The organism is Flagellimonas olearia (assembly GCF_009184425.1).
Lineage (GTDB): Bacteria > Bacteroidota > Bacteroidia > Flavobacteriales > Flavobacteriaceae > Flagellimonas > Flagellimonas olearia.
The window spans coordinates 1,787,915-1,804,235 of record NZ_WELG01000002.1 but is presented as its reverse complement, the minus strand read 5'-3'; the positions used below and the strand labels follow the sequence as shown (position 1 = coordinate 1,804,235).

Here is a 16,321-nt window from a genome sequence, read left to right as displayed (position 1 = left end):
AATGCGCTGTGCATCTGTTTCTGGTATACCTATGCAGCCTCACAAATTTCCATTGATATGATAGACCTACGGGACTTTATTTCCGACATTCCTTTTTATGATGATTTAAAGCGTTTGGGATTACCTTGGGAAATCACCACTGAAGTCCAAACCTTCATTATGGGGATACTGCCCCATCTTGGAGCTGATTTTGACATTGAGAATCAGGTGGCCATCCACAAATCGTCCGTAGTGGAACAAGGGGTCACTTTTAAACATCCCACCATTGTTATGGAAAATTGTCATATTGGGGCCCATGCCTATTTTAGGGAAGGGGTCTTTTTGGATCGGTCGGTAAAAATTGGGCCTTCCACTGAAATCAAGGGCAGTCTCATATTTTCCAACACTGCCATTGCCCATTTAAATTATGTTGGGAACAGCATCATTGGTTCAAATGTAAATTTTGAAGCAGGTTCCATAGCGGCCAACCACTACAATGAAAGAACGGATAAGGAAATTGTATTGAATTATGACGGTAAGCTCATTGCTACCGGAGTAAAAAAATTCGGGGCATTGGTGGGCGACCACAGCCGTATTGGGGCCAATGCAGTTTTGTCTCCAGGCACCCTCCTGAAAAGAAATACCATTGTAAAAAGGTTGGAGCTGGTGGAACAGTATCCTTTATAAACTCCCTAGGCTTAAAAATAGGTTACTGCTTATCCGGAACCTTGTTTCCTGCGATCCAAACGGAGGAAATAGTCCTAGTATTGGATATGTCTTCCAATGGATTTTTGTCCAGCACTATAAAATCTGCCCATTTGCCCTCTTCCAAGGAACCAACGCCTTCCAGTTTCATGACCTTGGCCGTATTGGACGTGGAAGCCATGATCACTTCCATGGGCGACATACCAGCATCTACCATCATTTCCATTTCCAGATGCTCAAAATATCCTGGAAATCGTCCTGCAGGCCCACTATCCGTTCCCATGACAATAGTGACTCCCGCATCCGATAGTCGCTTCAGGTTTTTCATCGCCGTGGGGAGAGCGGCTTTATAAGCTTGGGCACTGGCACTATTGGCAATGCTTTCCATACGTTCCGGATTGCGTAGTTCCGCAATGGTGGCTTCATCCACTTCCTTAGTGAAAAAGGGATCGGTAAAATAATTGGGTTCACCTCCAAAGACAAAGGTGGACACTTCCCGCATCAAGGTTGGGGAATAGTACACCTTGTTTTCTTTCATCAATGTGATAAATTCATCATCCACCAGCGTATCCCGAACGCTATGCGCTATGTAATCGGTTCCTGCCCGCAATACCTTTTTGGCATCCTCCAGATAAAAAATATGCGAGGCCACCCGATACCCCAACTCATGGGACCGATCTATTACCGTTTTATAAATGTCCTCGGCCATTTTTGGTGAAGTACCCAGAACATCATCCACTCGTATCTTCATAAAATCCACTTTGAGCGAATCGTTATGATCAATGATTTTCGTCACCTCTTCCTCGGTGTCCCCGGAGATGACTGTCCCTGCCATAAAAAGTCTGGACCTATCCAAGGTCGGTACGTTTTGTGTGTTCCGGAATTCTGCCGAAATCGCTGTTCCGTCCCCTAAAGAAACCAAGGTAGTAATCCCATACCTTGCATTGGTATTTAGATGTTTGACCACATTTTCACCACTATACCCTGTCTGCAGACCATTGGACACACCCACATGGCAATGGGCGTCAATGATTCCGGGCATAATGGTCTTGCCGCTCACCCCCAGAATGGAAGCCCCTTCCGGAATAGTGATATTATCCTTTGTCCCTACAGCAACAATCTTGCCCTGCTCTACCAAGAGAACACCGTCCTTGATGGGTTCTGCCCCTGTCCCATCAATGATATTGGCCCCAACAAATGCCAATACTTCGGCATTATCCGCTGTTGACTTATTTTGCCGACATCCCAATAAGCAAAAGGTGGTTACAAGGATGATCATGGGAAACCTGTACAGATTTTTTGAAAGGACTTTACTTTTTGGGTTCATGCTGTTTTAAGAATATAATTGGACTTGCCATTGAGGCAAACACCGGTTAAAACTGAAAAATACAACATGTACACGGTAAAATCCATTGCTTTTTTGTTATAAATCGAGAAAAAGGCATTCTTCCTTTGACCATAAACACTTAAAAGATTTGGTTGGTTTTTAGAACATACGCCCTGAAAAATGAATCATCCGTAACAACCCAATACCCACATATCAAAATTGTTTTCCATTTATCTTATTTTAGAGTTCAAACCCACATTCCACAAAATGAAAAATCGAGGACGTATTGTATTATTCTTTGGATTGCTCACCACCTTCGGATGGGCCCAACAGCAAGCACCACAAGTAGAAATACGCAATGGTGATATCTCCGCGACCCTATATCTCCCAGACAAGGATATGGGATATTACCGCGCTTCCCGATTCGATTGGGCTGGAATCATTCCCAAGTTGGAATACAAGGGCCATACCTATTTTGGCAAATGGTTCCAGGGTTATGACCCTTTATCGCACGATGCCATTATGGGGCCCGTTGAGGATTTTAAGGCTGTAGGTTTCGAGGACGCTGTAGCAGGCGAAGCATTTTTAAAAATCGGGGTAGGTCTGTTGAAAAAAGATAACGGGGACAAGCACTCGTTTTCCAAGACCTATGATATTATGGATCATGGCAAAAGAAAAGTCAAAGTGCGAACCAATTCTGTGACGTTCCTTCATGAGATAACCTCCGACAGCTATTCGTATAGCTATGAAAAAAAGGTGAAACTGACCAAAGGAAAACCTCAACTGGTATTGCAACATCGATTTAAAAACACGGGGAAACTGCCCATTGAGAGTTTGGTGAACAACCATAACTTTTTTGTGATGGACAATCTATCCATTGGCCCGGGCTATTCCGTAACTTTTCCGTTTACCCTAACCGACAAGGATGGCGTGCCTTATGCTTCTTCACCCGAAGAAACCGGCCTGAAGGACTACGCCAAAATAGAGGGCAACAAAGTAGTGTTCACCAAAGCGCTTATTGATGACTTTGCACAGATTCGTCCTGCTTTTGGCTATGATCCCAATGACCCAAAGGATTACGACATCAGACTGGAAAACCACGAAGCGGGAATTGGGGTGCGAATCACCTGTGATCAACCCATATCGTCCTTGGCAGTTTGGTCGGCACCACAAACCATTTGCCCCCAACCTTACATTAATGTAAAAGCGAACCCCGGTGAGGTATACACTTGGACCATTATCTATACATTTTATACCCTCTAGAGTTAAAATAGATAGGTAACCCCTATTTTACCGTAGTAATTCCTACCATTGGCAGGGTAGTAATAGCGGGGCAGGTTTCCACCAAAGCCCACTGCATTGATCAATACAGACCCGGCATAATTGGTATCGAACACATTGTTTACTCCGGCATTTAAGCCCAATTTGAAGTTCTTGCCCATGGGAACGGCATATTTGGAAGAAAGGCTGAACACATTATAAGACTCACTGGACAAAGTATTGGCATCCGTCAGTGGAATATCATCCACATACTGATGGGATATGTTAAGGGAAACCCCACTATCATGAACCATATCCAACCCGGAGCTAAGCCTGTGCTTTGGCACGCCGGTCAATGGATTTCCACTGTAGTCGTTATCGCCATCCACAAAGTCAATAAAACTATGGTCACTCAAGGTATAGCTCAAATAAGGTGTAAGTAAAAACGTGTTGGTGACCGAAATGGCATATCTGGCGTCCAACTCCAAACCTTGGTGACGGGTCTTACCGGCATTCTTTCCTATATATTGGTCCTCTCCTACCCGTTGGGCCACCAAAAGATCCTTGATTTGCATGGTATACAGGTTGGCCGTAAGCTGCAAGGCGTCGTTGAACAGTCCAAACTGACCTCCCAACTCATAGCTTATTCCCTTTTCTTGGGCTATATCTGGGTTGATGACCCCTTCGGGCGTCAAGGTCTCTTCCAATCCAGGATTGGAGAATCCCTTACTCACATTGGCATATAAAAATCCTTGGTCCAATTTGTATTGCAGTTCCAAGCTCGGTGAAAGAATGGCATCAAAATCACGATTGGCCGATGTGTTGGCATCCCCACTGTTGAACAAATCCCTAAAATCGTATTTGGTCTTATTGAGGTTCAATCCAACTTGCGCGGTCAAATTCTTGTCCAAGGGAAGTTCAAACGTCCCAAAAAGATTCAACTGCCTTCTAAACTCCGTATTGTTGCTCAGCCTATCCCCCTGCACACTTCCAACGCCTTCATTGTCCCGGAACAGATTCTCAAAAGTACCCCAGTGGTATTCATCATTATAAATTTCGGTTCCCAAAGTAAAATGCCCGGAAAGCAACTTTCCATCAAAGACCGACCTTAGGCCAAATCCGTTGGTAAACTCATCTAAAATATTGAATGGGCGGGGTTCATAATGATCCAAATAGGTGTAAAAAAGGCTTGTTCGGTTCCTTAGTCCCGGATTGAACTCATAGGTATGCGTAATCCCGGTCAAGGTATATTTGTTGGCTTCGAAACCTTGTGCCGCCAACCAGTTGGCATCTGCATTGGTAGGGTTTTCTTCAAAATCGGTTTGGTTGATGGAACTGGGGATTCCAGCCGTGTAATCTATATAATTGAGCATAAAATCCAACTTGCTCTTACCCCCCAACACTACCGATGAAGTAAGTAAAATGCCATCCCTTTCAAACTGGTTGTTCTGTCGATACCCCTCCGTTTTCAAATGATTATAGCTAAGACTCAAGTTGAAGTTCTTTTCGGAATGCCGAAACGCCAAATTGTTCTTGAACATCTCATAGGAACCTACGGTTAGGGAATTGGTCAAAAACGTCTGACCCACTTCTGGAGCTTTGGTGTTGAGAATGATCGCTCCTCCCAAATTGGTCCCAAAAGTAGACCCCTTGGGTCCTTTTATGATTTCAACCGCTCCAACATTTTCCAAATCATAAGCCTCAATGGTTGAAAAACCCGTTCCGTTGGTTACAGGGATATTATTAAAGTATAGTCGAAGCTTATCCGTACCATAAGGTGTACGTGCACCTACCCCCCGTATGGTAATCCTGTTGGTATTCAATGCTCCCGAGAGTAGATACACTCCGGAAACTTGGTTGATTGACGAAGCAATGTCCAACGGACCAAACTTTTCTATTTCTTTTATCCCAATGGAACTGGATGGGGTTATGCCCACAGCCCTTTTCTCAATGCCTTGTTCTATAAGCACCACCTCCTGTAAGGCATTTACGGAGTCTTGTGGAATATCTTGAGCAAAAACAAAGGTTAGGGAAATTGCATAAAAAGCGAGAGCGAGGGAGGTCTTCATTTCGGTTTTACCGTTACATTATAAAATAAGATGTGCAAAATTATGAACTTTTCAGGGCATTTATTTCTTTTGGAAAAAAAATAACATTTTCCCCAATTTTTGATTAGGAGGGTCCAGAACGCCCGTTCCATGCGGATTTAAAAGGAAATCAAGAGCATCTGAAGCGTTTCCGAAACCCACTCTCAAATTGGGGATTTTGACAGTTAAGGGGAAGGTTTCCGTCGTTGGACCGTAGTATTGGGACGTTTACAGAAAAGTACGACATTTAACTTTTTACCCTTCTACAGATTAGGCCATTAGGGTTATCTTTGGGCAAGCCCGATCATGGGCTTTTGCGGTATTTGCCATTCATCGATATTCATGAAGACGAAACATATTGTATATGCCCTATTTGTTGTTGGATTGGGCGCCCTTATTGCCTACAGAATCAAGTCCAACAACAGTGTCCAAAAATCAGCTCCAAGTGGTCCCGGGACCACCACGGTAAAAGGAATGGTTTTGCAACCCAAAACCTTTAAAGACAACATATCTCTTTCCGGTACCTTGGAAGCCAACGAACAGATAGATCTGCGCAGTGAAATCTCCGGCGTGGTGGAAAGCATCAACTTTAAGGAAGGAAGTAAGGTTTCCCAAGGGCAAGTGCTGTTCAAGGTAAACGACATTGAACTTCAGGCCCAGCTTTCCAAAGCCCAAACCGCAAAAAAACTGGCCTCCGAAAATGAGAGAAGAGCCAAATTACTTCTGGAAAAGCAGGCCATAAGCCAAGAGGAATACGACATTGCCAGTGCAGATTTTCAATCGGCCAATGCAGAATCGGAACTTATTGCAGCTCAGTTATCCAAAACTACGGTCAGAGCTCCTTTTTCTGGAACTATAGGACTGCGGTCCATTTCAAAAGGAACTTATGTGACGCCCTCGACCACTATTGCCAAATTGGTCAACACCGATGAATTAAAGATCACATTTGCCATCCCTGAAAAATATGCCTCCCAAGTAAGCGTAGGCACGGTACTTTCCTTTACTACATCGGACTCGAGGGAAGAATACAATGCCACCATATACGCCATTGACCCAGAGGTGGACATTGCCACCAGAACCCTTAGAATGCGGGCCAAAATGGACAACAGGGACAAAAAGCTTTATCCAGGAGCCTATGCCAATGTAAGCCTTCCTTTGGAAACTTTGGATGATGCCTTGTTGGTGCCATCAGAATCCTTGATTCCTGTACAGAACGGAAAGAAAATATTTGTGCTTAAAGACGGAAAAGCCAAAGAAATTGATGTGGAGACCGGTTCGCGTACCGGAAAAGCGGTACAAGTGCTTTCCAATCTTCATCCCGGGGATACCGTTTTGACCTATGGGGTAATGGCCTTGAAGGATGGGGCGCCCGTAGAGGTTGTTTTAGAAGAATTTGAACCCTTGACCGCGGCACAATGAACCTTTCCACGATAAGCATCAAACGACCCATCCTGACCATTGTGATGAACATTTCCATCATCCTGTTCGGGATTATTGGCTATACGTTTTTGGGAGTTCGGGAATTCCCATCCATAGACCCTGCCGTGGTTTCAGTACGGACCAGTTACTCCGGGGCCAATGCGGATATTATTGAATCACAGATTACAGAGCCTTTGGAAAAGGCCATTAACTCCATTGATGGGATACGGAACATCACCTCATCCAGTGTGCAAGGTTCCAGTTCCATCAGTATTGAGTTTGATTTGGACAAAAACCTGGAAGATGCCGCCAACGATGTGAGGGACAAAGTTTCCCAAGCAGTCAGGAGCCTTCCCGAGGATTTGGACGCGCCCCCCGTGGTATCCAAGGCAGATGCGGATGCCGAACGGATCATATCCATGACGGTCCAAAGCGACAACAAGAATATTCTGGAACTGTCCGATTATGCCGAAAATGTGCTCTCACAGCGTATAGAGACCATTCCAGGGGTAAGTAGTGTACAAATTTGGGGACAACGCCGCTACGCCATGCGGTTGTGGATAGACCCCTTGAAATTGGCTTCATACGGCCTTACCGTGGCCGATGTAAGAAGCGCCCTATTAGCCCAAAACTTGGAACTCCCTTCGGGAAAACTTACCGGAAAAAACACCGAGTTGACCGTTAAGACCTTGGGAAACCTCAATACCGAAGAGGAATTCAACAATATCATCATTTTGGCCGATGGCGAAAAACTGGTACAGCTAAAAGACATTGGAAAAGCAAGTCTTGAGGGAGAGAACATGGAAACCAAAATGAGCGATTCTGGGCAACCTATGGTGGCCATTGCCGTGGTTCCGCAACCTGGCACCAATTACCTTGAAATCGCCGATGCTTTTTATGAAGAATACGAAAGACTGAAAAAAGACCTCCCCAAGGATTTTAAGCTGAACGTGGTTATTGACGATACCGTATTTGTTAGAAGGGCGGTAACCGAAGTGGCCGAAACGATTTTGATATCCATTGTTCTGGTTATCTTGGTCATATACCTATTCTTTAGGAACTGGTCCATGGCACTTCGTCCTTTGTTGGACATTCCAGTTTCCTTGATCGCCACGTTCTTTTTCATGTGGCTGTTCGGTTTTTCCGTAAACGTTTTGACCCTATTGGCCATTGTACTCGCCACAGGACTCGTGGTGGATGACGGTATTGTGGTCACCGAAAATATCTATAAAAAAGTAGAGGAAGGGATGAATCCCATTGAGGCCGCGATAAAGGGTTCCCAAGAAATCTTTTTTGCGGTCATCTCCATATCCATCACGCTTGCCGCGGTGTTTTTACCCGTAATCTTTTTGGAAGGTTTTGTGGGACGACTCTTCCGGGAATTTGGGGTGGTCCTTGGTGCTGCGGTATTGGTATCGGCCTTTGTGTCCTTGACCCTTACCCCTATGCTGAACGCCTATTTGACCAAGCCAGGAAAGCAAAGTCGGTCACGGTTCTATCAGGTCACGGAAAAATATTTTGTGGCGATGAACAAATCCTATGCGGACCTATTGGGTCAATTCATGAAACGAAAATGGCTCAGTTTCCCCATATTGTTTGGTTGTATTGGACTCATTGTCCTATTCTATTCACTTTTGCAGAAGGAAACCGCACCTTACGACGACCGTAATTTTGTTCGACTCAGTGTAAGCGCCCCTGAAGGGTCGTCCTACGAATATATGGACCAATTGATGACCGGAATTACCGAACTCATCAACGATTCAATACCAGAAAAGAAAGTAAGTTTGGTACTCACCTCTCCCGGTTTTGGTACATCTTCCGTAAATAGCGGTCGGGCCAACGTTGCCCTTGTGGACCCCAGTGAACGGGAGCGTTCCCAAAAAGAGATCGCGGATGATCTTGGCCAATGGGCCAAAGTCTTTGTTGGAGGAAAAACCAATGTTTCCGAGCGTCCCACCATTTCGGTGAACCGGCGCGGCGGACCGCCCATTCAGTTTATCATTCAGGCGAAAAACTTTGAAAAACTGGAAGAGAAAATCCCTGAGTTCATGGCCGAGGTTGAAAAAGACCCAACATTTTCCTTTTCTGATGTCAACCTAAAATTCAACAAACCGGAGCTCTACGTATCCATAGATCGTGAAAAAGCGGAAAGCTTGGGGGTATCTGTGCGCGATGTGGCCCAAACCCTTCAGCTGTCCTTGAGTGGACAACGGTTCGGATACTTCCTCATGAACGGGAAACAATATCAGGTCATAGGTCAGTTTGACAAATCGGACCGTGATGAACCTATGGACCTTACCTCCATTTTTGTAAAAAGCAAAGATGGTCTTTTGATCCAACTGGACAACCTGGTTACCACCGAAGAGCACAGTAGTCCACCCCAATTATTTCACAACAACCGATATATGTCGGCCACGGTTTCGGCCAGTTTGGCCTCAGGTATGAGTATTGGCGACGGTATTGATGCCATGAATGCCATCAAGGACCGTGTATTGGATGAGACCTTCACCACCGACCTTGGAGGAGAGTCCCGTGATTTTGTGGAAAGTAGTTCCAATACCATTTTTGCCTTTGGCTTGGCCTTTTTATTGATTTTCTTGATTTTGGCAGCACAATTCGAAAGCTTTATCGACCCATTCATTATCATTCTAACCGTACCCATGGCCGTGGCGGGAGCCATGTTCTCTCTCTGGCTATTTGGGGAAACATGGAATATTTTCAGTCAGATTGGGACCATTATGCTCATTGGGCTGGTAACTAAAAACGGAATTCTTATCGTGGAATTCGCCAATCAGTTGCAGGAAGAAGAGGAACTGTCCAAAATGCAGGCCATCATGAAAGCTTCGGAATCGCGTTTGCGTCCCATCCTGATGACGAGTCTTACCATTGCGTTGGGAGCTTTGCCCATTGCCCTTTCATTGGGTGCCGCATCGGCCAGTAGAACAGGTATGGGAGTCGTAATCATTGGAGGGACTCTATTTTCCTTGGTGCTCACCCTATTTGTTATTCCTGCTTTGTATCTCATGTGGTCCAAGAAAAAAGTTGTTCGGCCAGAATTCAAAATTCTTGAAGCATCGTAATATGGGGATTCGTCTAAAATTTTATGTCCTTTTATTTGGATTGGGGGTTTGTTTTGTAGGAACGGCACAAGAGTTTCTTACCGTTGATGAAGCAGTAAAAATCGCTTTGGAAAACAACTATCAGGTTAAAATGGCCCGTAACGACCTTAAGATGGATGAACTTTCGGTCAGTCCCGGACAAGCGGGAATGCTTCCCCAAGTGGATGCCAATATCACGGACAACAATAGCAGACAAAATTTGTCACAGGTTCGCTCCGATGGTTCGGAGGTGGAACTGGACAATGCCAAAAACAGAAACCTGAACTATGGGGTGGCCTTGGAATGGACCATCTTTGATGGTTTCCGCATGTTTGCCAACCACGAACAGCTCAAAGAAACCCAAAAATTGGGGGAAGCCGAGTTAAAACAGGTCATCCTCACCAAAGTTGGCGAAGTATTGGTCACCTATTACGATTTGGTACAACAGCAACAGCAATTGTCCGCTTTGGACAGCACTTTGATCATATCCGAACAACGGGTAGAACTGGCCCAAAACCGCTTTACCATTGGAAAAGCTTCAAAATTGGAGGTACTCAATGCGCAAGTGGACCTGAATACCGACCAGACCCAAATGCAACGTCAGCAAGAACTGTACAAGAACACCAAGATTCAATTGAACGAGCAATTGGCACGGGATTTAAAAATTGATTTTCAGGTTGCTCCTGAAATTTTCGTGGACCAAGCCTTGATCTTGGAAGAATTGGAAAACAGAGTGGCCGCCGAAAACCCCCAATTGCAAGCTGAAATCATCAACAAAAGAATCAGTGAGCTACAACTGAAACAGATAAAAGCATCACGGTATCCTTCGGTTTTTGTGTCCACAGGGTACAATTTTGGTCATACCGAATCCAGCTTGGGCTTTACCACTAGCTCGGATTCCAGAGGATTTAACTATGGATTTGGGGCCACCTTGAATCTTTTTGATGGCTTCAACCAAAACCGCAATGAAAAATTGGGCAAGATGGCCGTGGAGAATGCAGAGATTGCCATCGCCCAACAAAAACAATCCCTTATTGCGATGGTCGGCACTACCTATCAGACGTATCTGACCAACATCAGCCTTATTGAATTGGAGGAAAAAAATGAGAGTATTGCCAAGGAAAACTTGGATATAACCGTTGAAAAATACCGGATAGGAATTATTCCCACCATTGAATTCAGAACCGCGCAATTGAACTACATCAATGCCCGAGTACGGCACAGCAATGCCAAGTTCCAGGCTAAAGTATCCGAAATCATCCTTAAACAACTGGCCGGAAATCTGGACCTGTAACATTCAGCATATTTTCCTGCGATAATGCAATTTGGTGCAGTGAGGTTTTTACAAAAGAATTATATTTGTGCCCCTCAACGATTCCCCATTACAATCGTTGATCATAAAAGCCTGCCCACGTGGTGGAATTGGTAGACACGCTACCTTGAGGGGGTAGTGTTCGTAAGGACGTGCTGGTTCGACTCCAGTCGTGGGCACAAAACCGCAACTAAGTTGCGGTTTTTTATTTTCTGAATGTCCTCAATAGGTTTTTCGTCCTAAATCCCTCCATTATTTAAACTTCTTTCCTAAATTTTACGATAAAAAAGTAGGCTATCTCGGTCAAAATTGTAAATTTGTTTAATGTTTTTTGATAAAAGATGAACAACGTAAAGAAATCTTTCAGCATCCGCGATATGGAAAACCTTTCAGGAATAAAGGCACATACCATCCGCATTTGGGAAAAAAGATATAAACTGTTCTCTCCTGAGCGTACCGATACCAATATCAGGACCTATGATATTGTAAACTTGCAGAAGTTGCTTAATGTAACCTTGCTCTACAACCACGGATACAAAATCTCCAAGATTGCCAAACTGGACGAATCACAGATTCCGGATTTGGTGAGGGACATCACTTTGAAGGATAGGGACAAAGACCATGTGATCAACCATCTTAAAATGGCCATGCTCAATTTTGATCAAACCCTCTTTTTAAAGACGTATGATACCCTGCTGTCCACTAAAACGTTCAGTGAAATATTCAATGAGGTCTTTATCCCATTCCTGAATGAATTGGGGCTTCTATGGCAAACGGACACCATTAGTCCGGCCCACGAACATTTTATCAGCAACCTCATAAAACAAAAGATATACAGCAACACCGAGACCCTCCAGATTCAGAAACCATCAAGGGACGATCAAGTCTTTGCGCTTTTTCTTCCAGAAAATGAAATCCATGAACTTGGTCTGTTGTACATCAACTACGAAATTGTCAATAGAGGGTTCAAATCCATTTATTTGGGACAGAGCATGCCCGTGGAAAGCTTGGTGGACCTCGCCAAATATTATCATAAAATAGATTTCATCTCCTACTTTACCGTTTCCCCTACCAAAAGTGATTTGGATGCTTATTTCACCAAATTTTCCGAAGTCATAGATCTACCACCAGATTCAAAATTCTATGTCTTGGGACATCAGGTACAAGAATTAACGGAGAACGAAATCCCCGATTACATAAAACCATTTGGTTCCATACAAGACCTATTGGAATCCATTTAAAGCATCCCATGAAAAAAGCCATTGTCATAGGTTCCGGTTTTTCGTCCCTTTCCGCTGCTTGCTATTTGGCCAAAGCGGGTCTGGACGTGGAAGTCTTTGAAAAAAACGATACTGTGGGTGGTAGGGCAAGACAAATGGTAAAGGAGGGTTTTACTTTTGACATTGGCCCCAGTTGGTATTGGATGCCGGATATTTTTGAAAAGTTCTTTGCCAATTTTGGCAAGAAAACCTCGGATTACTATCAGTTGGATCGGTTGGATCCCGCCTACAAGGTTTTTTTTGAAGATGACACGATAACGATTGGGGACACCATGGAGAAAATATGTCAGGAGTTTGAACGAATAGAACAAGGTAGCAGTGAACACCTAAGAAACTTTATAGAACAGGCCCAGGAAAACTATAACATTGCCATCAATAAAGTAGTGCTTCGGCCCGGGATTTCCCCATTGGAGCTGGTGACCAAGGAAACCGTACTTCGGGTGGACCAGTTCTTCAAGAGCATCAGTCAAGAAGTTCGCAAACGGTTTAAAAATCCCAAATTGGTTTCCACTTTGGAATTTCCCGTGCTCTTTTTGGGGGCCAAGCCAAGCAAGACCCCGTCCTTCTACAATTTCATGAATTTTGCGGATTTTGGTCTGGGAACCTGGCATCCCAAGGGCGGCATGTACGAAATTATCAAGGCCATGAAAAGTCTGGCCGAGGAATTGGGGGTCACCATACATACCGATAGCCCCGTATCCAAAATCTTGGTGTCGGACAAGGAGGTCATTGGCATACGCTGCAAGGGCCACAACCATCTTGCTGATTATGTGATCAGTGGCGCAGACTACCATCATTCCGAAACCTTGTTGGACCAGAAGCATCGGCAATATTCAGAGGAGTATTGGGAAACAAAGACCTATGCCCCCTCTTCCCTGCTCTTTTATATTGGTTTTCGGAAAAAGTTGGAGCATGTAGAGCACCACAATCTCTTTTTTGATACGGATTTTGAAAAACATGCCCAAGAAATTTATGATACTCCCCAGTGGCCCAGTGAACCTTTGTTCTATGCCAACTTCCCTTCGGTGACAGATGCCTCCATGGCCCCAAAAGGCTGCGAGACGGGATTTTTTTTGGTCCCCATTGCCCCAGGATTGGAAGATACCCCTGAACTAAGGGAGCAATATTTTGATATTGTGATGGATAGGTTCGAAAAGCGAACCCAACAAAATGTAAAAAATTCGATTATATTTAAGGAAAGTTTCTGTGTAAACGATTTTGTGGAGCAGTACAATTCCTATAAAGGAAATGCATATGGTTTGGCCAATACCCTACGGCAAACCGCATTTTTAAGACCTAACCTCAAAAGTAGCAGGGTAAAAAATTTATTTTTTACCGGTCAGCTTACCGTGCCTGGACCAGGAGTGCCCCCTTCCCTGATCTCAGGAAAGTTGGTATCTGATCTAATCATTAAAAACTTAGAAAAATGAAAACTATTTTTGACGATGTCTCTTACCACTGTAGCAAGATTGTGACCCAATCCTACAGCACTTCATTTTCCTTGGCCACAAAAATGTTGGCGCCATCCATTCGTACGGATATCTATAATATTTATGGGTTTGTGCGTTTTGCAGATGAAATTGTGGACACTTTTCATGATTATGACAAAGAGGAGCTATTTGCCAATTTTGAAAAGGATATGGAACATGCCATTGCGCATAAGATAAGCCTGAACCCCATCCTCAATGCCTTTCAGCATACCTATCATAAATATGAAATTCCGCATCATTTGGTGGAATCGTTCATGAACAGTATGCGAATGGACCTGACTAAGAAAACCTATGGTTCCTTTGATGAATATCGCGAATACATCTATGGTTCAGCGGATGTTGTAGGACTGATGTGCCTCTGTGTTTTTGTACATGGCGATAAGGAAAAATATGAGGAACTCAAGGAATCGGCCATGGCGCTGGGTTCCGCTTTTCAAAAAATCAACTTTTTACGGGACTTGAAAGCGGATTTTGAAGATTTGGACCGGACCTATTTTCCAAACACCAACTTGTTGGAACTGGATGAAGTTTCCAAGAAAAGGATCGTCAACGAGATCAAAGCCGATCTGGCGGTGGGATACTCCGGCATCATTAAATTACCTGAGCAGGCCAAATTTGGGGTATATACCGCATATCGGTATTACAAAAAATTATTGCAAAAACTACAGGGAACACCCTCCCTTGAAATCAAGAACACTCGGATTAGAGTGCCCAATTATCAAAAATTCGGGCTTTTGGCCCATTCCTACCTCAACTATAAACTTCAACTGGTATAAATGAAAATAGCGCTCTGGATATTCCTTTTTTTCGCCACCTTCGGGTTTATGGAGTTCATGGCTTGGTTTACCCATAAATATGTGATGCACGGCTTTTTGTGGACCCTCCACAGAGACCATCATAAAAAGGACCATGACTCTTGGTTTGAGCGGAATGATGCCTTTTTTATCTTTTATGCGGTGGTGAGTATGACGTTGTTCTTTCTGGGCAACTATACTTCATTTTGGTATGGTTGGCCGTTGGGCTTCGGGATTTTGGCTTATGGTATAGCTTATTTTTTGGTGCACGATATTTTTATCCACCAGCGGTTCAAATTATTCCGAAACGCCAACAATTGGTACGCCAAGGGAGTTCGAAGGGCCCATAAAATGCATCACAAACACTTGGGTAAGGAAGACGGGGAATGTTTTGGAATGTTGTTGGTTCCGTTTAAATATTTTAAAAGTCAACAGACTACTCCAAAATAAGGCGATCCAATAATTCCCTTGTTTTTTGGGAGTTCCAATCGGCCGCTCCCTTTTCATCAACCACAATTTTCCCTGATTTACTGATAACATAGGTAGCCGGGATACTTTTGGAAACCAATTCCTTTGGCGTGGATGTAGTTTGAAAATAGACCGGTAGCTGATATCCCTTCTTTTCTAGGAACTGAAGCACCTTATCCCTATCGTCATTGGCCACAAAGGCGAATACCACTTTATCTTTATAATCCCCATAGAGTTCCACAAAGCTGGGCAATTCTGCCACACAGGGTGGGCACCAGGTGGCCCAAATATTCACCACCACCACTTGGTCTTTAAAAGATTCAAAATTGATACGTTGGCCCTTTACATCCACAAGTCCCCATTGATAGTTGGTCAGGGTCTTTTGTTCTTCAGTGTCCACCACATCGGCACTGGTGGAAATAAGCTTGCTCACCAAAACCTTAAGGTGAAACCCCACTGGGGTAAAAAGAATCAAGACAATGGCCAACAACCATATTCCGTTACTGATCTGTTCTTTGGAAAATTTCATACTGCACCTACTCTTCTATCAGTGTATCCAACACTTTGTATAATTTCCGATTGCTCCAATCCGCAATACCTTTTTGATGAATGACAATATGCCCGGATCTATCAATCAAATACGACGAAGGAACCTTTTGGGCGTCTATGGGCATTTTCTCCCCAATAATCAAATAGGTTACCGGAAACGTAAATCCATGTTCCTCCATAAAAGCTTCCACGGGTGGCCTATTCTCATTGGTAATGATATAGAAATCCATTTTACCCTTATATCGGTCATACAGCTCCTGGACACTTCCCAATTCAGCTTCGCTAGGTAAGCGCCACGAGGCCCAAAGATTGATGAACACCACATTTCCCTTGGACTTTTCAAAATTGAAAATGTTCCACTCCCCATCCTTTAGTTTCCAGTCATAATCCGCAATGGTCTGCCTTTGGGATTGTTCTATCACCGGAGGGGAAAACGCAAGTATCCGATTGAGAAAAATCTTTCCATAGTGTCCCAATGGGGTCACAAAAAAGGAAAGTATGAACAAAATCAGTACAATATTGAGGGCAGTCTTTTTACTGATCTTCATTCTGG

Annotated in this window: 13 protein-coding genes and 1 tRNA gene; 10 read left to right on the top strand and 4 right to left on the bottom strand. The window is 44.0% G+C overall.

Annotation, left to right across the window (positions count from 1 at the left end; genetic code table 11):
- Nucleotides 1–57 precede the first annotated feature (57 nt).
- Complete coding sequence (locus F8C76_RS17535) at nucleotides 58–666, top strand: LbetaH domain-containing protein (RefSeq protein WP_152132838.1); 609 nt, start codon at nucleotides 58–60, stop codon at nucleotides 664–666.
- A 22-nt stretch (nucleotides 667–688) separates the two neighbouring features.
- Here F8C76_RS17535 and F8C76_RS17530 read toward each other — a convergent pair whose 3' ends face one another.
- Entirely contained in the window at nucleotides 689–2,011 is a 1,323-nt protein-coding gene (locus F8C76_RS17530) for an amidohydrolase family protein (RefSeq protein ID WP_152132837.1), read from the bottom strand.
- A gap of 267 nt (nucleotides 2,012–2,278) precedes the next feature.
- On the opposite strand from F8C76_RS17530, the gene F8C76_RS17525 reads away from it, so the two are divergent.
- On the top strand, nucleotides 2,279–3,274 hold the full coding sequence (locus F8C76_RS17525) for a hypothetical protein (RefSeq protein WP_152132836.1): 996 nt from the start codon (nucleotides 2,279–2,281) through the stop codon (nucleotides 3,272–3,274).
- 2 nt (nucleotides 3,275–3,276) lie between these two features.
- Here the strand turns inward: F8C76_RS17525 and F8C76_RS17520 are convergent, their stop codons facing one another.
- On the bottom strand, nucleotides 3,277–5,340 hold the full coding sequence (locus F8C76_RS17520; protein WP_152132835.1) for a TonB-dependent receptor family protein: 2,064 nt from the start codon (nucleotides 5,338–5,340) through the stop codon (nucleotides 3,277–3,279).
- A 360-nt stretch (nucleotides 5,341–5,700) separates the two neighbouring features.
- On the opposite strand from F8C76_RS17520, the gene F8C76_RS17515 reads away from it, so the two are divergent.
- The 8 genes from F8C76_RS17515 to F8C76_RS17480 all read left to right on the top strand — a co-directional run bounded on the left by F8C76_RS17515 (nucleotide 5,701) and on the right by F8C76_RS17480 (nucleotide 15,201).
- Nucleotides 5,701–6,777, top strand: a complete 1,077-nt coding sequence (locus F8C76_RS17515; RefSeq protein ID WP_152132834.1) for an efflux RND transporter periplasmic adaptor subunit — start codon at nucleotides 5,701–5,703, stop codon at nucleotides 6,775–6,777.
- Nucleotides 6,774–9,857, top strand: a complete 3,084-nt coding sequence (locus F8C76_RS17510) for an efflux RND transporter permease subunit (RefSeq protein WP_152132833.1) — start codon at nucleotides 6,774–6,776, stop codon at nucleotides 9,855–9,857. Before F8C76_RS17515 ends, F8C76_RS17510 begins: the two co-directional genes overlap by 4 nt.
- A 1-nt stretch (nucleotide 9,858) precedes the next feature.
- On the top strand, nucleotides 9,859–11,169 hold the full coding sequence (locus F8C76_RS17505) for a TolC family protein (RefSeq protein WP_152132930.1): 1,311 nt from the start codon (nucleotides 9,859–9,861) through the stop codon (nucleotides 11,167–11,169).
- Between the two features lie 113 nt (nucleotides 11,170–11,282).
- Nucleotides 11,283–11,366 (top strand) — tRNA-Leu (locus F8C76_RS17500).
- A gap of 162 nt (nucleotides 11,367–11,528) precedes the next feature.
- On the top strand, nucleotides 11,529–12,428 hold the full coding sequence (locus tag F8C76_RS17495) for a MerR family transcriptional regulator (protein ID WP_152132832.1): 900 nt from the start codon (nucleotides 11,529–11,531) through the stop codon (nucleotides 12,426–12,428).
- 8 nt (nucleotides 12,429–12,436) lie between these two features.
- Nucleotides 12,437–13,897 carry a bifunctional phytoene desaturase/3,4-desaturase gene (crtID, locus tag F8C76_RS17490; protein WP_152132831.1) on the top strand — a complete coding sequence of 487 codons (1,461 nt, stop codon included), beginning with the start codon at nucleotides 12,437–12,439 and terminating at the stop codon, nucleotides 13,895–13,897.
- Nucleotides 13,894–14,733 (top strand): phytoene/squalene synthase family protein, encoded by an 840-nt coding sequence (locus tag F8C76_RS17485; RefSeq protein WP_129656177.1) that lies wholly within the window; start codon nucleotides 13,894–13,896, stop codon nucleotides 14,731–14,733. Before crtID ends, F8C76_RS17485 begins: the two co-directional genes overlap by 4 nt.
- The gene (locus F8C76_RS17480; protein WP_152132830.1) at nucleotides 14,734–15,201 is read left to right on the top strand and encodes a sterol desaturase family protein; all 468 of its coding nucleotides are present in this window, start codon (nucleotides 14,734–14,736) and stop codon (nucleotides 15,199–15,201) included.
- Here F8C76_RS17480 and F8C76_RS17475 read toward each other — a convergent pair.
- Entirely contained in the window at nucleotides 15,188–15,748 is a 561-nt protein-coding gene (locus F8C76_RS17475; protein ID WP_152132829.1) for a TlpA family protein disulfide reductase, read from the bottom strand. The genes F8C76_RS17480 and F8C76_RS17475 overlap by 14 nt on opposite strands.
- Nucleotides 15,749–15,755: 7 nt before the next feature.
- Entirely contained in the window at nucleotides 15,756–16,316 is a 561-nt protein-coding gene (locus tag F8C76_RS17470; protein WP_152132828.1) for a TlpA family protein disulfide reductase, read from the bottom strand.
- Nucleotides 16,317–16,321 lie beyond the last annotated feature (5 nt).

Coding starts and splice junctions, on each gene's coding strand:
- F8C76_RS17525 (WP_152132836.1), top strand. CDS start 2,279: ATGAAAAATCGAGGACGTATTGTATTATTCTTTGGATTGCTCACCACC.
- F8C76_RS17515 (WP_152132834.1), top strand. CDS start 5,701: ATGAAGACGAAACATATTGTATATGCCCTATTTGTTGTTGGATTGGGC.
- F8C76_RS17470 (WP_152132828.1), bottom strand. CDS start 16,316: ATGAAGATCAGTAAAAAGACTGCCCTCAATATTGTACTGATTTTGTTC.
- crtID (WP_152132831.1), top strand. CDS start 12,437: ATGAAAAAAGCCATTGTCATAGGTTCCGGTTTTTCGTCCCTTTCCGCT.
- F8C76_RS17520 (WP_152132835.1), bottom strand. CDS start 5,340: ATGAAGACCTCCCTCGCTCTCGCTTTTTATGCAATTTCCCTAACCTTT.
- F8C76_RS17495 (WP_152132832.1), top strand. CDS start 11,529: ATGAACAACGTAAAGAAATCTTTCAGCATCCGCGATATGGAAAACCTT.
- F8C76_RS17485 (WP_129656177.1), top strand. CDS start 13,894: ATGAAAACTATTTTTGACGATGTCTCTTACCACTGTAGCAAGATTGTG.
- F8C76_RS17535 (WP_152132838.1), top strand. CDS start 58: ATGATAGACCTACGGGACTTTATTTCCGACATTCCTTTTTATGATGAT.
- F8C76_RS17480 (WP_152132830.1), top strand. CDS start 14,734: ATGAAAATAGCGCTCTGGATATTCCTTTTTTTCGCCACCTTCGGGTTT.
- F8C76_RS17530 (WP_152132837.1), bottom strand. CDS start 2,011: ATGAACCCAAAAAGTAAAGTCCTTTCAAAAAATCTGTACAGGTTTCCC.
- F8C76_RS17475 (WP_152132829.1), bottom strand. CDS start 15,748: ATGAAATTTTCCAAAGAACAGATCAGTAACGGAATATGGTTGTTGGCC.
- F8C76_RS17505 (WP_152132930.1), top strand. CDS start 9,859: ATGGGGATTCGTCTAAAATTTTATGTCCTTTTATTTGGATTGGGGGTT.
- F8C76_RS17510 (WP_152132833.1), top strand. CDS start 6,774: ATGAACCTTTCCACGATAAGCATCAAACGACCCATCCTGACCATTGTG.